This window comes from Xanthobacter flavus (assembly GCF_017875275.1).
Classification (GTDB): Bacteria; Pseudomonadota; Alphaproteobacteria; order Rhizobiales; family Xanthobacteraceae; genus Xanthobacter; species Xanthobacter flavus_A.
In genome coordinates this window covers 2,818,906-2,840,364 of sequence record NZ_JAGGML010000001.1, presented here as the reverse complement: position 1 = coordinate 2,840,364, position 21,459 = coordinate 2,818,906, and the positions used below count along the sequence as shown (strand labels likewise).

At 67.4% G+C, this 21,459-nt stretch carries 18 protein-coding genes; 8 read left to right on the top strand and 10 right to left on the bottom strand.

The window, feature by feature from the left end; all coding sequences use genetic code 11:
• The first annotated feature begins 232 nt into the window (after positions 1-232).
• A complete protein-coding gene (locus J2126_RS13670; protein ID WP_245327323.1) occupies positions 233-2,587 on the top strand; it encodes a TonB-dependent receptor in 2,355 nt (784 codons plus the stop codon).
• A 76-nt stretch (positions 2,588-2,663) separates the two neighbouring features.
• The gene (locus J2126_RS13665; RefSeq protein WP_209487485.1) at positions 2,664-3,347 is read left to right on the top strand and encodes a Fe2+-dependent dioxygenase; all 684 of its coding nucleotides are present in this window, start codon (positions 2,664-2,666) and stop codon (positions 3,345-3,347) included.
• Positions 3,348-3,427: 80 nt separating this feature from the next.
• On the opposite strand, the gene J2126_RS13660 is transcribed toward J2126_RS13665, so the two are convergent.
• From J2126_RS13660 to J2126_RS13635, 6 genes are all read right to left on the bottom strand, one after another.
• On the bottom strand, positions 3,428-3,871 hold the full coding sequence (locus tag J2126_RS13660) for an SRPBCC family protein (protein ID WP_209487484.1): 444 nt from the start codon (positions 3,869-3,871) through the stop codon (positions 3,428-3,430).
• A gap of 94 nt (positions 3,872-3,965) precedes the next feature.
• Positions 3,966-6,179 (bottom strand): aldehyde oxidoreductase molybdenum-binding subunit PaoC, encoded by a 2,214-nt coding sequence (paoC, locus tag J2126_RS13655; RefSeq protein WP_209487483.1) that lies wholly within the window; start codon positions 6,177-6,179, stop codon positions 3,966-3,968.
• A 3-nt stretch (positions 6,180-6,182) separates the two neighbouring features.
• Positions 6,183-7,133 carry an FAD binding domain-containing protein gene (locus J2126_RS13650; RefSeq protein WP_209487482.1) on the bottom strand — a complete coding sequence of 317 codons (951 nt, stop codon included), beginning with the start codon at positions 7,131-7,133 and terminating at the stop codon, positions 6,183-6,185.
• The gene (gene paoA, locus J2126_RS13645; RefSeq protein ID WP_209487481.1) at positions 7,130-7,771 is read right to left on the bottom strand and encodes an aldehyde dehydrogenase iron-sulfur subunit PaoA; all 642 of its coding nucleotides are present in this window, start codon (positions 7,769-7,771) and stop codon (positions 7,130-7,132) included. The genes J2126_RS13650 and paoA overlap by 4 nt, the downstream gene beginning before the upstream one ends.
• Positions 7,772-8,001: 230 nt before the next feature.
• Entirely contained in the window at positions 8,002-9,597 is a 1,596-nt protein-coding gene (locus J2126_RS13640; RefSeq protein WP_209487480.1) for a DHA2 family efflux MFS transporter permease subunit, read from the bottom strand.
• Positions 9,598-9,630: 33 nt separating this feature from the next.
• Positions 9,631-10,875, bottom strand: a complete 1,245-nt coding sequence (locus J2126_RS13635; protein WP_209490145.1) for an HlyD family secretion protein — start codon at positions 10,873-10,875, stop codon at positions 9,631-9,633.
• Between the two features lie 160 nt (positions 10,876-11,035).
• Between J2126_RS13635 and J2126_RS13630 the strand changes: the two genes are divergently transcribed.
• Positions 11,036-11,713 carry a TetR/AcrR family transcriptional regulator gene (locus J2126_RS13630; RefSeq protein ID WP_209487479.1) on the top strand — a complete coding sequence of 226 codons (678 nt, stop codon included), beginning with the start codon at positions 11,036-11,038 and terminating at the stop codon, positions 11,711-11,713.
• An 81-nt stretch (positions 11,714-11,794) separates the two neighbouring features.
• Entirely contained in the window at positions 11,795-12,421 is a 627-nt protein-coding gene (locus J2126_RS13625; RefSeq protein ID WP_209487478.1) for a hypothetical protein, read from the top strand.
• A gap of 23 nt (positions 12,422-12,444) precedes the next feature.
• Here J2126_RS13625 and lldD read toward each other — a convergent pair whose 3' ends face one another.
• The 3 genes from lldD to J2126_RS13610 form a co-directional block, all read right to left on the bottom strand.
• Positions 12,445-13,620 (bottom strand): FMN-dependent L-lactate dehydrogenase LldD, encoded by a 1,176-nt coding sequence (gene lldD, locus J2126_RS13620; protein WP_209487477.1) that lies wholly within the window; start codon positions 13,618-13,620, stop codon positions 12,445-12,447.
• Positions 13,617-14,384: an FCD domain-containing protein gene (locus J2126_RS13615; RefSeq protein WP_209487476.1), complete on the bottom strand. Its 768-nt coding sequence runs from the start codon at positions 14,382-14,384 to the stop codon at positions 13,617-13,619. Before J2126_RS13615 ends, lldD begins: the two co-directional genes overlap by 4 nt.
• Before the next feature lie 131 nt (positions 14,385-14,515).
• Complete coding sequence (locus J2126_RS13610) at positions 14,516-15,439, bottom strand: cation diffusion facilitator family transporter (protein WP_209487475.1); 924 nt, start codon at positions 15,437-15,439, stop codon at positions 14,516-14,518.
• A gap of 262 nt (positions 15,440-15,701) precedes the next feature.
• Here J2126_RS13610 and J2126_RS13605 point away from each other — a divergent pair, with 262 nt between their 5' ends.
• The 4 genes from J2126_RS13605 to J2126_RS13590 all read left to right on the top strand — a co-directional run bounded on the left by J2126_RS13605 (position 15,702) and on the right by J2126_RS13590 (position 19,731).
• The gene (locus J2126_RS13605) at positions 15,702-16,940 is read left to right on the top strand and encodes an ABC transporter substrate-binding protein (protein WP_209487474.1); all 1,239 of its coding nucleotides are present in this window, start codon (positions 15,702-15,704) and stop codon (positions 16,938-16,940) included.
• Positions 16,941-17,036: 96 nt separating this feature from the next.
• The gene (locus J2126_RS13600; protein WP_209487473.1) at positions 17,037-17,657 is read left to right on the top strand and encodes a helix-turn-helix domain-containing protein; all 621 of its coding nucleotides are present in this window, start codon (positions 17,037-17,039) and stop codon (positions 17,655-17,657) included.
• Positions 17,658-17,866: 209 nt separating this feature from the next.
• Positions 17,867-18,952 carry an Ldh family oxidoreductase gene (locus J2126_RS13595; protein WP_209487472.1) on the top strand — a complete coding sequence of 362 codons (1,086 nt, stop codon included), beginning with the start codon at positions 17,867-17,869 and terminating at the stop codon, positions 18,950-18,952.
• A 125-nt stretch (positions 18,953-19,077) separates the two neighbouring features.
• Positions 19,078-19,731 carry a pyridoxamine 5'-phosphate oxidase family protein gene (locus J2126_RS13590; protein WP_209487471.1) on the top strand — a complete coding sequence of 218 codons (654 nt, stop codon included), beginning with the start codon at positions 19,078-19,080 and terminating at the stop codon, positions 19,729-19,731.
• On the opposite strand, the gene uxuA is transcribed toward J2126_RS13590, so the two are convergent.
• A complete protein-coding gene (gene uxuA / locus J2126_RS13585) occupies positions 19,710-20,927 on the bottom strand; it encodes a mannonate dehydratase (RefSeq protein ID WP_209487470.1) in 1,218 nt (405 codons plus the stop codon). The genes J2126_RS13590 and uxuA overlap by 22 nt on opposite strands.
• Positions 20,928-21,459: the final 532 nt, after the last annotated feature.

Sequence of the window (21,459 nt, the reverse complement as noted above, 5' to 3'; positions counted from 1 at the left end):
TTATACCTCCCGTAACAGAATGATGACTTCCAAAGTGGCGCGTCCAACGGCTGATGTTGGACGCGCCCCAAACCAGGCTTTGCTCGTCAGGGTCCGCAACAGACCTTAGAACAGTTTTACTTCGAACAATATTGCAGACACCACCCTGACGCACGTTCCGTCAGCGGTCGAATATTGCCGAACTCGGCCCGCCGGAAGCATCTCCGGGCCTCTCACCATACGGGGAAAGATCATGGGCGCACTAAGCACACTTCGGCCCGTCATGGCACGCTCGACGGTCGGCGCCGGCCTTGCGATGACCCTCTCGGCGGTGCCGCTGGCGGAGGCCTTCGCGCAGCAGGCCACCACGCCCGCCCCCAACGCCGGGGACATGGACCTGCCCACCATCGTGGTCGATGCCGATGGCGAGCCGGTCAATTCGCTGGAGGCGACCACCGGCCTCTCGCGCCTGCCCGGCACCCTCCAGGACACGCCGCAGACCGTCACCGTCATCTCCCAGCAGACCATGCAGCAGCAGGGCGTGACCACGCTGGAGCAGGCGCTGCGCAACGTTCCGGGCGTCACCGTCGGCATCGGCGAGGGCGGCGGCGGCATGAACGGCGACCAGTTCCGCATCCGCGGCTTCCAGGCCAAGGGCGACGTCTTCGTCAACGGCCTGCGCGATTTCGGCGTCTATGTGCGCGACAGCTTCGCATATGAAAACGTTGAGGTTTTCAAGGGCCCCAGCTCGGAAAGCTTCGGCTCCGGCACCACGGGCGGCGCCATCAACATGCAGTTGAAGCAGGCGCACCGCGGCGACAAATATGACGTGGACGGCCAGTTCGGCTCCGGCCCGCTCTATCGCGGCGTGTTCGACTTCAACAAGCAGATCGACGACACCACGGCGGCCCGCATCGTCGGCATGTTCAACGCCCAGGACGTGGTGGACCGCGACCATGTGGAGGCGAACCGCTGGGGCCTCATGGGCTCGCTCGGCTTCGGCCTCGGCACCAACCAGACGCTCTATCTCAACTATCTCTACCAGCACGGCGACCGCACGCCGGATTATGGCGTGCCCATCGTCACCCCCCTCTTCAACGACGTGAAGAAGTTCGGCTCCCTCGGCCAGCCGGTGACGGAATGGGGCGTCCCGCGCTCCAACTTCTACGGCAAGGAGACCGACCGCGACCGTACCGACACCAACATGTTCACGTCCAACTACAAGAACGAGATCAACGACTGGCTGACCTTCACCAACGACACCCGCGTCGGCTACTACACGCGCGACTTCGCGACCTCGGTGCCGGGTTGCAGCAACGGATCGACCAACACCGTGCCCGCCACCCCGGCAACCTACGCGGCGAGCTGCACCGGCCAATTCTTCGCAGGCAACAACCCGGCCATCACCTTCGGCGGCGGCAATCCCGGCTATCTGCAGGAGAGCTTCGCTGCCGAGAACGTGGCGACCATGATCGCCAAGTTCAACACCGGCTTCCTGAGGCATGAACTGGTGGCGGGCATCGACTATTACTTCGTCGACGACAACCGGACCGCGCTGTCGGTCTCCGGCACCAAGGGCCTGTCGACCATCTGGTTTCCGGTCTACGCGAATACGACGGGTTACTTCCTGTATGAAAATCCGCGCGGCAACAACGGCAAGAAGATCAGCAACACCACGGATTTCGGCGCCTTCGCCAGCGACCGCATCTGGTTCACCGACCAGATCTCCATCCTTGGAGGCATCCGCTGGGACAATTATTCCACCGAATACGATTACTGGTGCGTCGTGACCACCGGCGTCTGCCCGGGAACGAAAGACAAGAAAAAGGCGTGGGTCTATACCGATGCCGACACCCGCTTCTGGAGTCCCAAGGCCTCGCTGATCTGGGAGCCCACCAAGACCCAGACCTATTACGTCTCCTACGCCAAGTCCTTCACCCCGCAGGGCGCCTTCCCCACCAACGACGTGACGGTGGTCAGCCCGACGCAGAACGACCTCCAGCCGGAGGACAACGAGACGTGGGAAGCCGGCGCCAAGGTCTCGGTGCTGGACGGCAAGCTCGGCCTCACCGGCGCGATCTTCCGCGTGAACAAGAGCAACGTCTTTTACACGGACCCCGTCACCGGCAACCCGGTGGAGACGGGCGAAACCCAGCGGGTGCAGGGCATCGAGCTGGGCGTGACCGGCAACATCACCGACGCCTGGACCATCCAGGCCGGCTACGCCTATTACGCCACGACGATCCTAACCTCGCCCACGCTGAGCTATGTGGGCAACGAGGTGCCCTTCGTCTCGCCCAACAACTTCACCCTGTGGACCACCTACGACCTCATCAAGGGTGGCGTGGTGCGTCAAATTCCCGGGCAGCTGCTGGTGGGCGGCGGAATCACTTATGCCGATGGATACTTCACCAACAGCGCCAATTCGTCGATCATCCCCGAGACCTTCTCGCTCGATGCGCTTGTCTCCTACAAGCACGACAAGTATCGGGTGGCGCTGAACGGATACAATCTCACCAACGCCCTGAACTTCTCCTCGGGCTGGGGCAATCGTGCCATTCCGGCGCCCGGCCGCTCGGTCACGCTGAGCGTCGGCTACACCTTCTGAGGCCCTTCACAGGCCTCGACGACCACGGCGGCGCGGCTCTGAACCGTGCCGCCGTTCTCCCGTTCCAGGATGCGCGATGCTCGTCGAAATCCCTGAACTCCTTACCGCCGCCGAGGTCGCCCATTGCCGCCGCGTGCTTGAGGCCTCGCCCTGGGTGGACGGCCGCGTGACGGCTGGCGAGCAGGCGGCGAAGTCCAAGCGGAATTTGCAGATTCCGGTGGAGTCGGCCGAGGCTCTAGAGCTGGGCGATCTCATCCTGCGCGCGCTCGGCCGCAACCCGGTCTTCAATTCGGCGGCGATGCCGCTTCATGTGCTGCCGCCCATGTTCAATCGCTACGACGTGGGCATGAAGTTCGGCGCCCATGTGGACGGCGCCATCCGCGCCGTGCCGGGCGCCGGGCGCCGCATGCGGGCGGATGTCTCCACCACCGTCTTCCTCACCGATCCCGCCGACTACGATGGCGGCGAACTCCTCATCGAGGACAGCTACGGCGTCCACGCGGTGAAGCTCCCCGCCGGCCATGCGGTGGTCTATCCGGCGAGCAGCCTGCACAGCGTCAACGAGATCACCCGCGGCAGCCGCTGGGGCTCCTTCTTCTGGACCCAGTCCATGATCAAGGACGATGGCCGGCGGGCGCTGCTCTACGACCTCGACCTCGCCATCATGGCCGTGCGCAGCCGGCTGCCGGACGACGAGGCGGCCGTGCTGCAGCTCACCAACGTCTATCACAACCTGCTGCGGAGCTGGGCGCAGATGTGACCTGAAGCCCGCGCGGCGCATGAGCGAAAGCAACGACAAAGCCCGCGCGGCGCCTGAGCGGCCACCGCGCCGGCCCCGCGCTATTGGTTGATCTCGGGCTCCACCAGCCGCGCCAGATTGCGCAGCGACTCCTGCCAGCCGAGATAGCAGGCCTCGACGGGAATGACGTCGGGGATGCCGCTCTGCGAGATCTCCAGCTCGGTGCCCATGGCGACCTTCTTCAGCGCGATGGTCACGTGGATGTCGCCGGGCAGAGCGGGCGTGTCGAAGCGGTCGGTGTAGCGCACAAGTTCGCCCGGGATCAGCTCGTGGAACTCGCCGCCGAAGGCATCGCTGTGCCCGGTGGTGAAGTTGCGGAAGGACATGCGGAATGTGCCGCCCACCACCGCGTCGAGATGATGCACCGTGCAGGTGAAGCCGTTGGGCGGCAGCCATTTGGCCAGCGCATCGGCCTCGATGAAGGCGCGATAGACCTTCTCCGGGCTGGCGGTGAGGATGCGGTGCAGGCGGACGGAGCCGGGCATGTCTCTTCTCCCTGTCAGAGGCGGCGGCGCCGCCCGTCACTTCAATGACGGACGGCGCGCGACGCACCCGACACCTGCGCCGGCGTTTTCCCGCTCACCCCACCTCGGGCAGGCGGTGGATGTATTTGTCGAGGGTGATGGGATAGTCGCGCACCCGCACCCCCGTCGCGTTGTAGACCGCGTTGGCCACCGCCGCGCCCACCCCGCACAGGCCGAGCTCGCCCACCCCCTTCGCCTTCATGGGCGAGGAGATGGGATCTGTCTCGTCGAGGAAGATCACCTCCTGGTGCGGGATGTCCGCATGCACGGGCACCTCGTATCCGGCGAGGTCGTGATTGACGAAGAAGCCGTGGCGGCGGTCCACCGCCAGCTCCTCGAACAGCGCAGCACCAACACCCATGGTCATGGCGCCGATCACCTGGCTGCGCGCGGTCTTGGGGTTGAGGATGCGGCCGGCGGCGCACACCGCGAGCATGCGGCGCACCCGCGCCTCGCCGGTGGCGGCATCCACCGCCACCTCCACGAAATGGCCGGCGAAGGTGGATTGCTGGTAGCGCTTTCCGAGGTCGCCATATTCGATGGCGTCCTCCGCCGTCAGCCCCTCCGCCCCCGCCGCCTGCGCCAGCGGCACGGAGCGGTTGCCGGCGCGCACCTCGCCGTCGGAGAACGTGGCTTCCTGCGAATTGAAGCCGAGCTTGCGGGCCACCTCCTCGCGTAGCTTCATGCAGGCCGCATAGACGCCGGAGGTGGCGTTGTTGGCGCCCCACTGGCCGCCCGAGCCGCAGGAGGCCGGCAGGTCGGAATCGCCCAGTAGAACGCGCACCTTGTCGAGCCCCACACCCATCATCTCCGCTGCTGTCTGGGCGAGGATGGTGTAGCTGCCGGTGCCGATGTCGGTCATGGCGGTTTCCACCGTCACCCGGCCCTCGCCATCGAGCCGCACCCGCGCGCCGGACTTCATGAGGAGGTTGTTGCGGAAGCCCACGGCCATGCCGAGACCCACCAGAAGGTCACCCTCGCGCACCTGTCCGGGCTTCGGGTTGCGCCGGCTCCAGCCGAACCGTTCCGCACCGAGGCGCAGGCAGGCGACCAGCTGGCGCTGGGAGAAGGGGCGGTCGGGGTTTTCGGGGTCGCGCTCGGTGTCGTTGAGGATGCGGAACTCCACCGGGTCGAGGCCGAGCCGCTCCGCCATCTCGTCCATGGCGATTTCCAGCGCCATCATGCCCGGCGCCTCGCCGGGCGCGCGCATGGCGTTGCCCTCGGGCAGGTGCAAGGTGGCGAGCCGCATGGCGGTGAGGCGATGGGCGCCGGCGTAGAGCAGGCGCGTCTGGTTCACCGCCGTCTCCAGCCCGCCGCCGGGCAGGTCGCCGGACCAGCTCTCGTGGCCGATGGCGGTGATGCGCCCGTCCCGCCCCGCGCCGATGCGGATGCGCTGGATGGTGGCGGGGCGGTGCGTGGTGTTGTTGAACATCAGGGGACGATGCAGCGCCACCTTCACCGGCCGCCGCGCCGCCCGCGCGCCCAGCGCCGCCAGCAGCGCATCGGCCCGGACGAACAATTTGCCGCCGAACCCGCCGCCGATGAATGGCGAGACGAGGCGCACCTTGTCCTTGGGCAGGCCGAGCATCCTGGCGAGATCGCCCCGGCCCCACTCGATCATCTGGTTGGAGGTCCACACCGTCAGCCGGTCGCCCTCCCAGGCGGCGGTGGAGGCGTGCGGCTCCATCATGGCGTGGGCCTGATCGGGCGTGGAATAGGTGGCGTCGAGGCGCACGGGGGCGGCGGCGAAGGCACCGTGGAAATCGCCCACCATTGTGTCGGCCGGCCCGCCCATGCCGTCGCCCTTCTCGGGCTTCACCGCGCCGTCCATGGCCTTGGCGAGGTCGAAGGCGCCCTCGGCCGGCGCATAGTCCACCTTCACCAGAGCGGCGGCCGCGCGGGCCTGCTCGAAGGTCTCGGCCACCACCAGAGCCACGGCCTGGTGATAATGCTCCACCTCCGGCCCGGCGATGAGGTGGGCAGTATTGAAATTGCCCTTCTTCAGCGGCCCCGCGTTGGCGGCCGTCACCACGGCGAGCACGCCGGGCGAAGCCTCGGCCGCCGCCGTGTCGATGCCGGTCACGCGCCCCTTGGCGATGGTCGTGCCCACCACGAAGCCGTGGGCGGCGGTGGGGGCCACGTCGTGCCGCTCATAGGCATAGGGCGCGGTGCCGGTGGTCTTGAACGGCCCGTCGATGCGCGGCAGCGGGTGGCCGATGACCTTGAGCTGGTCGATGGGATTGTCGGCGGCAGGGGTCTCGAACTTCATGGCTCAGGTCCTCCCGTCCGCCAGCACGGCGCCGATGGTGCGTTCCACGAGCGTGATCTTGAAGGCATTGTCGTGGGTGGGCCTGGCGCCCGCGAGCAGGCGCTCGGACACGGCCTTCGCGCCGCGCGGCAGCTCGGCCTCCGCCGCCTCCACCCGCCACGGCTTGTGAGCCACGCCGCCGACGGCGATGCGCCCGGTGCCATCCTCCTGAACCACCGCCGCCACCGAGACGAGGGCGAAGGCGTAGGAGGCGCGGTCGCGCACCTTGCGATAGACCTGCCGCCCGCCCAGCGGCTTCGGCAAGGTGACGGCGGTGATGAGCTCGCCGGGCTCCAGCGCGGTCTCGATGTGCGGCGTGTCGCCGGGCAGGCGATGGAAGTCGGCGATGGCGATCTTCCGCGTGGTGCCGGTGGGCTGCACCGTCTCCACCACCGCATCGAGGGCGCGCATGGCCACGGCCATGTCGCTCGGATGGGTGGCGATGCAGGCCTCGCTCACGCCGATCACCGCGAGCTGGCGCGAATAGCCGCCGAGCGCGGCGCAGCCGCTGCCGGGGCTGCGCTTGTTGCAGGCCTGCGCGGGGTCATAGAAGTAGGGGCAGCGCGTGCGCTGGAGCAGGTTGCCCGCGGTGGTCGCCTTGTTGCGCAACTGGGCCGACGCCCCGGCGAGAAGCGCGCGGGAGAGCACGGGATAATCCCGCCGCACCCGCGCGTCGGCGGCAAGGTCGGTGTTGCGCACCAGCGCGCCGATGCGCAGGCCGCCGTCGTCGGTCGCCTCGATGCGGTCGAGGCCGAGGCCGTTCACGTCGATGAGGTGGCTCGGCGTCTCGATCTGCAGCTTCATGAGATCGAGGAGGTTGGTGCCGCCGGCGATGAAGCGCGCGCCGGGGTTCGCCGCAGCCGCGCCCGCCGCGTCGGCGGGCGTCAGGGCGCGCTCGTAGGTGAAGGGCCTCATGCGCGCCTCCCGGCCTCGACGATGGCCTCCACGATGTTGGAATAGGCGCCGCAGCGGCAGATGTTTCCGCTCATGCGCTCGCGGATTTCCGCCTCGGTGAGTTCGACGGGAACGGTGAGGTCGTCGGTGACGTGGCTTGGAATGTCGGCCTTCACCTCGGCGATCACCGCCACCGCCGAGCAGATCTGCCCCGGCGTGCAATAGCCGCACTGGTAGCCGTCATGCGCCACGAACGCCGCCTGCATGGGGTGGAGGTCATCGGGCGTGCCAAGGCCTTCGATGGTGGTGACGTTCTGGTGCTCGTGCATGAGCGCGAGGGAGAGGCAGGAATTGATCCGCCGCCCGTCCACGATCACCGTGCAGGCGCCGCACTGTCCGTGGTCGCAGCCCTTCTTGGTGCCGGTGAGGTGGAGGGTTTCGCGCAGGAGGTCGAGCAGCGTGGTGCGGGTATCCACCTCCAGCTCGCGGATGACACCGTTGACGGTGAGGGAGACCGTGGCGCGGGTAGGCCCTGCGCCCGCCGGAGGCGCGGCGGCCTGTGCCTCGGCACCGCCAGGAAGGGAAGAGGCGACCGCCGCGGCGGCCCCGGCGAGGATCACGTCGCGCCGGTTGATATCGAGATCGGGGGAGCTCGCCATGGGTGCCTGATCCTCCTTCGGACGGGTGCCTGTGGCTGTTGGAAACGGATGTGGAGCGGCGCGAGCGTGGCCGTTGTCTGAGCATGCGCACGGATAGGTCCGAGCGGCCAGTAGGTCGCCAGCCGAACCGGCGTCCAACGCGGCCGCGACCGTGCGGTTCCGCAATGCGGGATCACGGAAACGTCAGGCTGTCGCGGGATGGAGGGCCGGCGGCGGAGCGCCGGAACCACTCAGTGGCCCCCGCCCCTTCCGGCGCCGGGTTTGGGCCGGCGCATGAGCGGCGAGGCGATGACCAGCGCGCAGAACAGGAAGGTGAGCAGGTAGAAGACATCCCCGAAGGCCATCACCAGCGCCTGCTGGCGCACGATCGCGGCCATCTGCTTCAACGCGGCGGCCGAGGCATCCGAGCCGAGCTTCGCGAAGCCCGCGGTGATGGTGTCGAGCCGTTCCACGGCCGCCGCGCTCGCCCATTCCACATGCTCGTGCAGGCGGGCGAGGTGGAGGTCCCAGCGGTTGTTCAGCACCGTGTTGATGAGCGCGAGGCCCACCGCGCCGCCGAGGTTGCGCATGAGGTTGAACAGGCCGGAGGCGTTCTTCATCTGCGCCGGCGGCATGGTGCCCAGCGAGATGTTGTTGATGGGGATCATCGCGATCATCAGCCCCACCCCGCGCAGGATCTGCGGGATGAACAGTTCCCAGAAATCCCAGTCCTTGGTGATGAAGGTGACCCACCAGGTGCCCACCGCGAAGGCGGCGAAGCCCGCGCCCATCATGATGCGCGGGTCGATCTTGGTCATCAGCCGCCCGGCGATGGGCGCGGTGAGGAACATGGCGATGCCGGTGACGAACATGGTCTCGCCGATCTGCAGCGCCGAGTAGCCGCGCACCCGCCCGAGGAAGACGGGATAGAGATAGGTGAGGCCGTAGAGCCCGATGCCCATGATGAAGCTGAAGGCCGAGCCGATGGAGAAATTGCGGTTCTCGAACGCGCGCAGGTCCACCACCGGATGGTCGGTGGAGAAGACGCGCGCGAAGAAGGCGAGGGACGACAGCCCGCACACGATGGCGAAGGCGACGATGTACTGGTCCTCGAACCAGTCGTTGGTCGGCCCCTCCTCCAGCACGAATTCGAGGCTGCCGAGGAAGCCCGCCATGAAGAGGAGGCCCCACCAGTCGAACTTGTCGAGCAGCGAGAAGTCCGGCTCGTCGAAGTCGATCAGCGTCACCGCCGCCAGCACCACGAAGATGCCGGGGATGACGTTGATGAGGAACAGCCAGTGCCAGGAGAACAGGTCGGTGAGATAGCCGCCCACCGTCGGCCCGATGGTCGGCGCCAGCGTCGCCACGAGGCCGATCATGGGCGCCACGATGGGCTGCTTCTCGCGCGGGAACACCGTGTAGGCGGCGGCGAAGACGGTGGGGATCATGCCGCCGCCCAGGAACCCCTGCAGCGCGCGGTAGACGATCATCTCGTTGATGGAGGAAGCGGTCGCGCACATGAAGCTCATGAGCGTGAAGCCCGCCGCCGAGGCCGCGAACAGCCAGCGGGTGGACAGCGCCCGGGACAGGAAGCCCGAGAGCGGGATCATCACCACCTCGGCGATGAGGTAGCTGGTCTGCACCCAGGAGATTTCATCAGACGACGCGGCAAGGCCCGCCTGGATCTCGGCCAGCGAGGCGGAGACGATCTGGATGTCCAGGATCGCCATGAACATGCCGAACACCATGCACAGGAAGGCGAACATGCGCCGTCCGTCCACATGCGCGGCGGGGGCGGCAGGAGGGGCGCCCGCCGCGGATGGCTTCAGTGTCAGGGTGTCGGCCATGGCCGCCTCCTGTCGAGGCTCGGGATGCGCGCGTCAGGACGCGGGCGAGGGGGTGGGCGCAGCGGCGGTGGAGGTGGACGGGGAGGACTTGGTGTCCACCGTCGCGGTCACCGACATGCCGGGGCGCAGCTCGCGCTTGGCGAGCACGCGGGGATCGATGGCGATGCGCACGGGAATGCGCTGCACGATCTTGGTGAAGTTGCCGGTGGCGTTCTCCGGCGGCAGCAGGCTGAACACGGAGCCCGAGGCCGGCGACACGCTCACCACCTTGCCGGTGAAATCGTGGTCCGGATAGGCGTCCACATAGACATCCACGCTCTGTCCGGGCTTCAGGCGGCCGAGCTGGGTCTCCTTGAAGTTGGCGTCCACATAGACGCCCTCCAGCGGCACCACGGCGACGAGGCGCGTGCCGGTCTGCACCAATTGTCCCACCTGCACCGCGCGGTTGCCGACCACCCCGTCGATGGGGGCGCGCACCACGGTGAAATCGAGGTCGCGCTGCGCCTGATCGCGCGCGGTCTTCAGCTCGTCGAGCACATGGGACGCCTCCGTGCGCTGGGCGGCGAGCACCACCACCTGCGCCTCGGCCGAGGCGATGGCGGCCTTGGCGGCCTCCACGCTCGCGGCGGTCTTGTCCTTGTCGGCGCGGGCATTGTCGAGGGTGGAGCGGCTGGCGAAGTCGGAGCGGGCGAGCTTGTCCTGCCGGTCGAATTCCGCCTGCGCGCGCTTCTGGTCGGCCTCGGCCGAGGCGAGCTGCGCCTTCATCTGGTCGACGGTGGCGCGGGCCGCCGTCTCCTGCTGGTCGAAGCGGGCCAGCGTCGCCTCCTGGGTGGCGATCTTGTTCTGGGCCGCCTGGAGGGCGAGGCGATAGTCGCCGTCATCGATGCGGGCGATCACGTCGCCGGCCTTGACCCACTGGTTGGTGTCCACGTCCATGCTCTTCACGTAGCCGCCCACCTTGGCCGCGATGATGGAGGTGTCGGCCGCCACATAGGCGTCGTCCGTCGACACCTGGAAGCGGCCCACCTGCCACCAGTGCATGCCATACCAGCCGCCAACGGCGACCGCCGCCGCCAGCACCGCGCCGAAGATGAGGGGCTTGCGCGAGCGCGCCTTGGCGGGGTCCTTGGCGGGCGCCGCTGCCTCGGCTTCCACCGCCGGCGCGGCGGGAGGGGTCTCCTCCCGCCGCGCCTTGAGCACGGTCACGCCGGCCGCGGGGGCTTCGGCCAGCGCATCCGGCTGCGGTTCGGGGGTAAGGGCGGGCGCTGCCGCCTCCATCCTGCTGATCTGAGCCACCTTGCATTCTCCCGGCCAGCCGGGGCCTGACTGAACGGTTTAGTCATAATCTGAAGCCACTATATTGAACTGAACGGTTCAGTCAATTACTTTGACAAAAGGCTGCATCGGCCCCATGCAGGAGATTGTCGAAGGAGAGGACATGAACGAGGCACTTGAACGCGCACCCGAGGCGCGTGGGACATCCGGGACCGCCGCCGATCAGGATGTGGAGGCGAAGAAGCGCCTCGACATCATCGACGGCGCGCGCCGCGTGTTCTTCCACAAGGGCTTCGACGGCGCGAGCATGGACGAGATCGCCCGCGCCGCGTCCGTCTCCAAGGCCACCATCTACGTCTATTTCCAGAGCAAGGCCGATCTGTTCCAGGCCCTTGTGGAGGCCGACCGCCGCCAGTCCGCCGAGCGCCTGTTCGAGTCCGACGAGACCGACGCCGACGCGGAGAGCCTTCTGAAGCGCATCGGCGTCTCCTTCATGAGCATGATGATCCGGCCGAACCATATCCGCCTCGTGCGTATGGTGTTCGGCGTGGCGGAGAAATTTCCCGCCATCGGCCGGACCTTCTTCGAGACCGGCCCCTGCCAAGGCGGGCGCCGGCTCGCCGAGTTGCTGCAGCGGCAGGTCGAGGCGGGCCGCCTGGACATCGACGATTGCGAGGCCGCCGCCTTCGAGTTCTTCAACCTGTGCCAGGGCAACCAGGTGAAGGCGCTGATGTTCGGCCTCTCCGAGGCGCCGACGCCGGAGGACATCGAGCGCACGGTGGGCCGCGCCGTCCGCGTCTTTCTCGCCGCCTACGGGCCGAAGAGCCAGCCCGCCGGCTGACGCCGCATCCCGGTCTTTCCGGGTGGGTTCGCCAAGCGCCCTTCCCTATGGGTTGGCGATCAACCTGCGCGGGAGGACCTCATGTCCGGAACGCATCGCCAAAACCGGGTGACGCCCTTCGGCACGTTCGAGGCGGTGGCCGAACGCGGCCTGTTCATGGGCAACCGAGGCAATCTGCGCCGGCCGGACGGCACGCAAAAAGGCTGGCACGCGCGCGGCTGGGTGTGCTGCGTCACCTCCTTCCGGGGCCGGCGGATCGACCTCGACGATCCGCGCCGCTACACGCCGCTCTTCTTTACGGACGAGGCTGTCGCCCTCGCTGCCGGCCACCGGCCCTGCGGGGAATGCCGGCACGCGGACTATCAGGCCTTCAAGATGGCGTGGCGCCGGGCGTTCGGGCTCGTTGACGATGCGCCCCTCACCGCCGGGGACATGGACCGGGCGCTGCACGCGGCCCGCATTGCGCGCGGCCGTCAAACGACCTTCCGCGCCGCCCTGCACGATCTGCCCGCCGGCACCTTCGTGGCGCTGGACGACCGGCCGGGCGAGGCCTTCCTGGTCGATCACCGCGCGCTCCACCGCTGGAGCCAGGCGGGCTACGGCCCGCCCCTCCCCGTGCCGGGCACAGACGGCACCGTGCTCACGCCCCGACCCACGGTGGCGGTGCTGCGCGCCGGCTATGCGCCCCGGCTGGCGGCGCGGGGATAGAGCCAGCCCAAGGCCGCGCCCTCTCACTCCGCCGCGGCGGAGAGGTGCTTGAGCGGCTGCTCCACGTCGCGCACGAGGCTCTCGCGGGAGATTTCCGAGAGGTTGCGCGCGCCCGTGAGGGTCATGGCCACGCGCATTTCCTTGGCGAAGAGGTCGATGAGGTTCTCCACGCCCTTCTGGCCGTGGGTGGCCAGCGCATAGACGAAGGCGCGGCCCAGCAGCACGCCGTCCGCCCCCTGCGCCACCATGCGCACCACGTCGAGGCCCGAGCGGATGCCGGAATCGGCGAGGATGGCGAGGCTCCCCTTCACCTTGTCGGCGATGGGCGGCAGCGCGCGGGTCGAGGAGAGCACGCCATCGAGCTGGCGGCCGCCATGGTTCGACACCACGATGCCGTCGGCACCGAAACGCACCGCATCCTCCGCGTCCTCCGGATCGAGAATGCCCTTGATGACCATGGGCCCCTTCCAGAACTCGCGGATCCATTCCAGATCGCGCCAGCCGATGGCAGGATCGAAATTGGCGCCGAGCCAGCCCACATAGTCTTCCAGCGTGGTCTTGTGGCCGCGATAGGCGGAGACGTTGCCGAGATCGTGCGGCGTGCCCATCAGGCCCACGTCATACGCCCACATGGGATGAAGGGCCGCCTGCACCATGCGGCGCACGGCGGCGTTGGGGCCGGACATGCCCGAATGGGCGTCGCGGTAGCGCGCGCCGGGCACCGGCATGTCCACGGTGAAGACCAGCGTGCGGATGCCCGCCGCCCAGGCGCGCTCCAGCGCATTCTTCATGAAGCCCCGGTCCTTCAGCACATAGAGCTGGAACCAGAAGGGCTTCTCCACCTGCCCGCGCACCTCCTCGATGGGGCACACCGAGACGGTGGAGAGGGTGAACTGGATGCCCTTGCCGAGCGCCGCCTTCGCCGCCTGCACCTCGCCGCGCCGGGCGAACATGCCGCACAGGCCGATGGGAGCGAGCGCCATGGGCATGGCGAGGTCTTCGCCGAGCAGCGTGGTGGAGAGATCCACCTCGCCCACGCTGCGGAGCACCCGCTGGCGCAAAGCGAGCAGCGTGAGGTCCGAGACGTTGCGGCCGAGCGTCGTCTCCGCATAGGCCCCGCCGTCGATGTAGTGGAACAGGAAGGGCGGAAGGCGCCGACGGGCGGCTTCGCGATAGTCCGAGGCGGAGGAGATGATCACGGCGTCAGGTCTTTCTCGGTTTGGCGTTGGGCGACGCGGGAGGCACGACGGCGGCGCGCCGCGTCGTCCTCGATCCCGCGCAGGGTGTCCTCGACGAATTCCAGATGCAGCAACGCGGCGGTGCGCGCCTCTTCGGGCCGGCCCTCGATGATGGCGGCGGCGATGGCGCGGTGCTGGTCGTCCAGCGCCTGCGCGGTGCTGGGGATGAGGTAGAGCTTTTCGAGGCTGCGCGAGATGGAATGGCGCAGGAGGTCGAACAGCCCCGCCATCACCTGCCGCATGACCGCATTGTGCGAGGCTTCCGCCACCGCCATGTGGAAGGCGGAATCGGCTTTCGCTTGCGTGGCCGCGTCGGTGGCGCCCGCGGAAACGACATGCTCCAGCGCCGCGCACAGGCGCGCCTTGTCCTGCGGGCCGGCGCGCAAAGCGGCATGATAGGCCATGTCCGCATCCAGCGATTTGCGGATCTCCATCACGTCGTGCCAGTAGCCCGGCTCCCCCGCCGCCGCCAGCGGCGCCAGCGCGCCCGCGAACGGCGCTCCGGCGAACGACGTGTCTGCATCCGTGGGTGGCGCCACATAGGTGCCCCCGCCCCTGCGGGTCACCAGCCGGCCCCGGCTCGACAAATGCCGGATGGCCTCGCGGAGCTTCGGCCGCGACACGTTCAGCTCCGCCGCCAGCGCCCGCTCGGCCGGCAGGCGCGCGCCGGGCTGGAGGCCACGTTCGGCGATGAGGGCTTCGATGGTGTCGGTAAGGTCGGCCAAAGGGCGGCTCCCGCGACAGGGAGATATTGGTCAGTCCAATATGCTCTCTGGCGCCGGAAAGCTCTATGACTGGAGATTGGTCAGGCCGCAAGCGGAATTTTGGCCTGACCAATTTGCGCGCAATGCCGGCCTCAGTCCGCCCATTCGGGATCGGTGGTGAAGGCGATGGTCAGCCAGCGGTCGGGCGTGTCGCTGCCGATGGCGGCGCCGATCTCGTCGCGGATCACGTCCCACTCTTCCAGCCGCATGGCCGGCCAGCCGCGCGGGACGATGAAATAAAGCTCGATCTGCCGCCCCCGCCCGACCCGCGCGACATAGGAGCGGAAGGAGAGGAAGCCGTAGCGCGCGACGATGCCGGCGGCGACCTGATCCACATGCTCCTTCAGCGCCGGCGGGGTGACGAGCAGGATGTCCGCCAGCGCCTGCTTCACCGTGGCGAACGGCAAAGGGATGATGACGAGGCAGACCACCGCCAGCGCCACCGGATCGATATAAGGCGAGATCCACGCGCGCGGCGTCCCCTCCACCGCGAAGCCGACGAGGAAGGCCACCAGCAGCGCCGCCGTGAGCCCCGCCGACATCATCCAGGCCTTGGCATCGAGCGCGAGGAAATCAGATCTGATCGTCCGGTTCGCGCGGCGCACGAACAGCGCCATTGCGAGCGCCACCGCCACGGTGATGACGGCGTAGAGGATCGCCTGGTCGAAATCGAGCGGTCGCCCGCCGGACATGACGCTGCCCACCGCATTGATGAGCGCATAGACCGACGCGCTCATGAGCAGGATGCCGTTGAGGCCGAGCACCATGGGCTCCAGATGCCAGAAGCCCATGGTGAAATGCGCGACGAAGCCCTTCGCCGGCGTTCCGGGCGCGGTGGAGGTCGCGATGAGGCGCGCCACCACGAGGGCCAGCACCGTCATGCTGGCGTCGGTCATCGCATACACGCCGTCGAACACGATGGCGTAGGAGCCCGACATCAGGCCGAACACGATGCCCAGCAGCGCCAGCAGCAGGGTGACCCCGATGGATATGCGCAGCACCCCCTGCTCGGTCATCCCGCCCCTCCCCCGCCCGTGTTCGGACGCCACACTATCGCGCGCAGGCGCCGGCCTGAAACCGCCCTGTTCAAGCCGGCACCGCGCGGCCCGGCGCCGCGCCACGTCAGAGGCGCTTCCGTCCCGGCTTAAAAATGCGCCACAAACAATTTTGTTCTGCATGCAAATTATCGTTGACGACATGCGGGATTCGCAAAAAGATCGCGCCCGTCCAGGCCGGCCAAACGCCGGAGACGCATCAATGCGCAAGATGGGGACTCTCATGATCGCGAACACGCTCCGCTCACAAGCAAACACCTGGTGGTCCCGGCTTGCCATCGCGGCAGCGATTGCGCTGCAGGTAAACTGCGCCGCCGCCGAGCCGCAGGTGAGCGGCGACGCGGTGAAGATCGGCATTCTGAACGATCAGTCGGGCCTCTATGCCGACCTCGCCGGCCCCGGCTCGGTGGAGGCCGCGCGGATGGCCATCGAGGAGTTCGGCGGCACGGTCCTCGGCAAGAAGATCGAGCTGGTCTTCGCCGATCACCAGAACAAGGCGGACATCGGCGCCGCCAAGGCGCGGGAGTGGTTCACCAAGGACGGCGTGGACGTCATCGCCGACTTCTCCAACTCGTCCGTGGGCTTCGCCGTGCAGAGCCTGGCGAAGGATCTGAACAAGATCGCCCTCATCACCGCCGCCTCCTCGGATTTCACCGGCAAGGCCTGCACCGAAACCTCCGCGCAATGGGTTTACACGAGCTATTCCAATGGCTTCGGCCTGGCGAAGATCATGGCGGCCGCGGGCTATGACAGCTGGTTTCTCGTCACCGTCGACTATGCCTTCGGCCATGCGTTCGCGAACGATATCCGCAAGGCGGTGACGGCAGGCGGCGGCGCGGTGCTGGGCGAGGTTCGCTTTCCCCTGAACTCCGCCGACATGAGTTCGTTTCTCCTTCAGGCGCAGAGTTCCAAGGCCAAGGTCGTCGCCTTCTCCGCCGCCGGCAGCGACATGGCCAACGCCATCAAGCAGGCCGCCGAATTCGGCCTGAACCAGCAGAAGACCCTCGTGGCGCCGGCGGTTTTCCTGACCGACATCCACGCGCTCGGCCTCGACAAGGCGAACGGCCTGCGGTTCATCACCGCTTTCTATTGGGACCGGAACGAGGCCACGCGCGCGTGGTCCCAGCGGTTCTACGCGCGCCGCAACGCCATGCCCACCATGACGCAGGCCGGCGTCTACTCGGCCGTGCGGCACTATCTCAAGGCCGTGGAAGCCGCCGGAACCGACGATGCAAAGATCGTGATGGCGAAAATGAAGGACCTGCCGGTCGATGACATGTTCAGCCAGGGCGGGAAAGTCCGCGCCGATGGCCTCATGGTCCACGACATGTATCTCGTCGAGGTGAAGAAACCTTCGGAATCCAAGGGTCCCTGGGACTATTACAGGATTATCCAGACCATCCCGGGCGACCAGATCTTCCAGCCCCTGTCCGAGAGCGCCTGCCCCCTCGTGCGATCCTGATCGCAGACGGCGCCGCCACCCCGGTGGCGCCGTTGGCCTGCTTGCGCTGGAATTGAAGTTTCTCTACATGCATCAGGGAGAGCATCCGAGGGCGGAATGGACCAGGTACGCTTTGTCGCTCGCCAGATTGGCCAGCGTATCCGCGGGGCGCGGTCCGCGCGCAAGATGACCCTGAAGGAGCTCGGCGAGAAGAGCGGCCTGTCGGCGGCCTTCCTCTCAAGGATCGAGCGCGGCGAGGCCGCGACATCCATCGCCAACCTGATCGCCATCGCCACATCCGTCGATATCCCGCTGCGGGATCTGTTTGAAGAAAACCAAAGCGTGGCGGCCGTCAAAGGCTACAACATCTTCCGCAAGTCGGACCGGCAGAGCGGCCAGCTTCTGGAAGCGAATGGCTATCAATACCATTCCTTGTCTTCGACGGTCCCCGAGCCTCTGCTGAACACCTTCCTGCTTGAATTCCCGGTCACGAACGAGTCTTCGGTGAGCCTTCTGACCCACGAGGGGGAGGAAGTGCTCTACATCATCGAGGGCCGGATCGAGTTCCAGATCGGAAGCGACAGCTTCGTGCTGGAAGAAGGGGATTGCGTGCATCTCAAGGGCGACCGCCCGCACATGGGCCGCAACGTTGGCACCGGCCCGGCGCGCATGCTGATGGTGGTCACGCCGTCCCACGCTGTGGAGCACCAGGCCGAAAGCGCGACCCGGACGGATTGATTCAATCGGGCCGGCGACCGCGCTTCGCAAGAGAATGAGAACGTGCCGTAACGCGCGCGTTGGAACAGGCCAGGGCAGGACACGGACCGGCGCAAAAAGCAGACACCGCCGGCATATTGATTTGCACCGTATGCAAATATGTGCAGGATGCACTTTGCGCCTGGCCATTCCGGGCGCGGATCGATGAAGCCGTGAAGGGGAATTGACCGATGACCGATGCCGTTCGGATGTCGCTGGGAGAGATTCATGCCGCGGCCAAGGCTGCGATGCTCGGTCAGGGATTTGCCGAGAACCACGCATCCGCCATCGCCAACACGGTCACGGCGGCCGAGCGCGACGAGTGCCGCCATCACGGCCTGTTCCGCCTGCCCTTCTATGTGAACGGCCTGCGCTCCGGCCAGGCCTCGCCGGACATCGAGCCGGTCCTGACCGAGCTGTCGCCCAGCGTGATCAAGGTGGACGCCGGCTATGCCTTCTCGCCGCTCGCGCTTGAGACCGGCGACGCGCCGCTTGCCGAACGCGCCAAGGAATTCGGCATCGCCGCCCTCGCCGTGACCAACGCGCTCAACGTCGCGGCCCTCTGGCCCGAGGTGGAGCGGCTGGCGGTCCGCGGGCTGGTCGGCTTCGCCTTCGTCTCCTCCAGCCCCTACGTCGCGCCCGCGGGCGGCATGAAGCCTCTGTTCGGCACCAACCCGATGGCCTTCGCCTGGCCCCGGCTCGACAACCCGCCGATGGTTTTCGACCAGGCGTCGAGCGCAAGCGCCCGGGGCGAGATCCAGCTGCGCCTGCGCGACGGCGAGGCGCTGCCCGATGGATGGGCCATCGACACCGAGGGGCGCCCCACCAACGATCCGCAGCAGGCCCTGCTCGGCGCCCAGCTGCCGTTCGGCGGCTTCAAGGGCTCCAACATCGCCTTGATGGTGGAACTGCTGGCCGGCCCGCTTCTCGGCGACAAGATCAGCTTCGAGCAGGCCGCGCACGACAAGGCCAATACGGGCGCCCCCTGCGGCGGCGAGCTGGTCATCGCGATCGACCCGGCGAAATTCGTCGCGGGCGGTGATCGCGCGGCGCAGCTGCGGCATGCCGAAACCCTTTTCTCCCGGCTGCTGGCGCAGGATGGCGCCCGCCTGCCCTCCGGCCGGCGCTATGAGGCGCGCAGGCGCACCACGGCCGAAGGCGTCATGGTGCCCCGCTCGCTCGTCGCCTCCATCGAGGCTTACGCCGCAGGTCGGCAGGTGACAGAACGCGCCAGCTATGAAGGCGATCACATCACCGCCGGCGCCGCATCGGCATAGAGCGCGATCCCGACCGGATTGAAACAATCCGGTCGGTGAATCGCCCGCTAACTTAATGATAGAGAACGCGTTATCCGATCTGATTGCGAGGCAATCGGATCGGCGCGTGCTCTCAGGAGCTTGAGATGAGCGAGATCCAGCCCACGGAGCGAACGAAAATCCGGCGGCGGCCGGAGCGCGGCGTGTTCGACCGCGCGGTGGTCCATGCGATCATCGACGAGGCCCTGGTGGCCCATGTCGGGGTCAGCGTGAACGATGAGCCCCGGGTCATTCCCACCGCGATCATCCGGGTGGGGGACCATGTCTACATCCACGGCAGCCAGAGCAACCAGCTGCTGTCCACCCTCGCGGGCGGGGCGCCGGCGTGCATCACCGTCACGCTGGTCGATTCCATCGTGGCCGGCAGGTCCGGCTTCGGCATGAGCATGGACTATCGCTCGGTGGTGATCTTCGCGAAGGCGGAGGTGGTTGAGGACGTGGCGGAGAAGGAGCGCCTCGTGGCGGCCTTCATCGAGGACATCCTGCCCGGCCACGTCGTGCGCCCGCCGAAGACCAAGGAACTGAACGCGACCGTCTTCCTGAGATTTCCCATCGAGGAAGCCTCGGCCAAGATCCGCGACAAGGGCGTCGTGGACCCCGCCGACGACATCGCGCTGGATCTGTGGGCGGGCGTCATTCCGCTTCGGATCACCGCCGGCGCCCCTCGGAACTGCAAGGACCTGAGGCCCGGCATCGAAACACCGGACTATGCCAAGACCTACGCCCGGCCGAGAGGCTGAACCGGACCGACCTCCGGGGGGTGCCCCAGCGCGTGCAGAATGCCGCGCAATTCCGCCAGCCCTCGCATGCGCCCGATCGCCGGATAGCCCGGCGTCACGGTCTTTCTCAGATCGTCGAGCATGCGGTGCCCGTGATCGGGCCGAAAGACGATGGTCTCGCCGGGCGGCCGCTTCAGGTCTTCCTGTATCAGGCCCTTGAGAACACCAACCATGTCGGTGTCGCCGTCGAGATGCGCGGATTCATGGAAGCTGCGCGGATCGGCCTCGCGGCGCGTGTTTCGCAGGTGGGCAAAATAGATGCGCGGGCCGAAACGGCGGATCATCCCTTCCAGATCGTTGTCCGCGCGGGCGCCCAGGGACCCGGTGCAGAAGCACATGCCGTTGACGGGCGAGGGGACCGCATCGAACAGGGCGGCATAGTCGTCTTCCGTCGATGCGATGCGCGGCAGCCCGAACAGGGGGCGCGGCGGATCATCGGGGTGAAGCGTCAGCTTGACCCCGAAGCTCTCGGCGGCGGGCACGACGGCTGCAAGAAATTCGACGAGATTTCGGCGCAGCCGCGCGGCATCGATGCCGCGATAGTCTTTCAGTTTCTCGCGAAACCCGGGAATGGTCATCGATTCAGTGGTCGAGCCGGGCAACGCGCTGGCGATGTTGCGCGCGATTTCCGCCTCGGCGGCAGCGTCCATCGCCTCATAACGCGCGCGGGCCTGCAGGCGTTCTTGTTCGCTGTAGTCGCGCTCGGCGCCCGGCCTTTGAAGGATATGCAGATCGAAGGCGGCAAAGGCCTCGAATTCGAAACGCATCGCCGTCGCGCCGGTGTCGGTGACGTAATCAAGCTCGGTGCGGCACCAGTCCACCACGGGCATGAAATTGTAGCAGACGATCTTGATGCCGGCCTGCCCGACGCTTTCGAGGCTGGCAATCCACGCCTCGATCTCGGCGGACGCTTCGGCGCCGCGGCGCTTGATGGCGTCGGGAATCGGGATGCTCTCCACCACCGACCAGGACAACGGGGCGCGACCGGGCGGCGTCGTCTCGATCAGGTTGCGCCGCGCCTCGACCATTCCTCGGGTCCACACCTCGCCGATCGGCACCTCATGAAGGGCGGATACGACGTCGGTCGCGCCAACCTGGCGCACCTCGTCCAACGTGACCGGGGCGTCCGGCCCGAACCATCTCCAGCCCTGGCGCATGCGTTTCTCCCGTGATGCTCGACTGTCGGCGTCGCTGCCGAATGTTCTTGGGGCTAGACGGCGCGGCAGCAGCCGCAGTGCCAGGATTTCTCCCTCGGAAGCTCGAAGAGCTGCATCCCCGGCGGGGTCCGGCGCGTCGTGGGCGCATGCCTCCCGGTCGCCGATGATGGCGGAGCGGAGAGCGGATTGAGCGTCATTGAGTCATCTTCCGAACGCCTGGATTGAAATACTAATATACTAGTTGATGGAAGGTGCCAATTCGGTCGGCAACGCCGTCGCGGCGCAGACACGCGTCGACGCGGCCTTGCTGCCCCAGATCGAGCGCGTGTTCCGAGAGTTCGAGGGGTGCGGGGCACGCAAGGTCCGGCGGCAGATGGTGCGGGCTCGCCGGAGATCGACGTTCGAAGCCACGACGAGCCGAGCGAGCCGGATGTGACATGCCCATGTCGGGACCGCCGATGAGGTCGGCGCCGCCGTCTTCCCAAGATCGACATTGGGTTTGCCCGTCCTTGCACCCCGTCGGATCGACGGG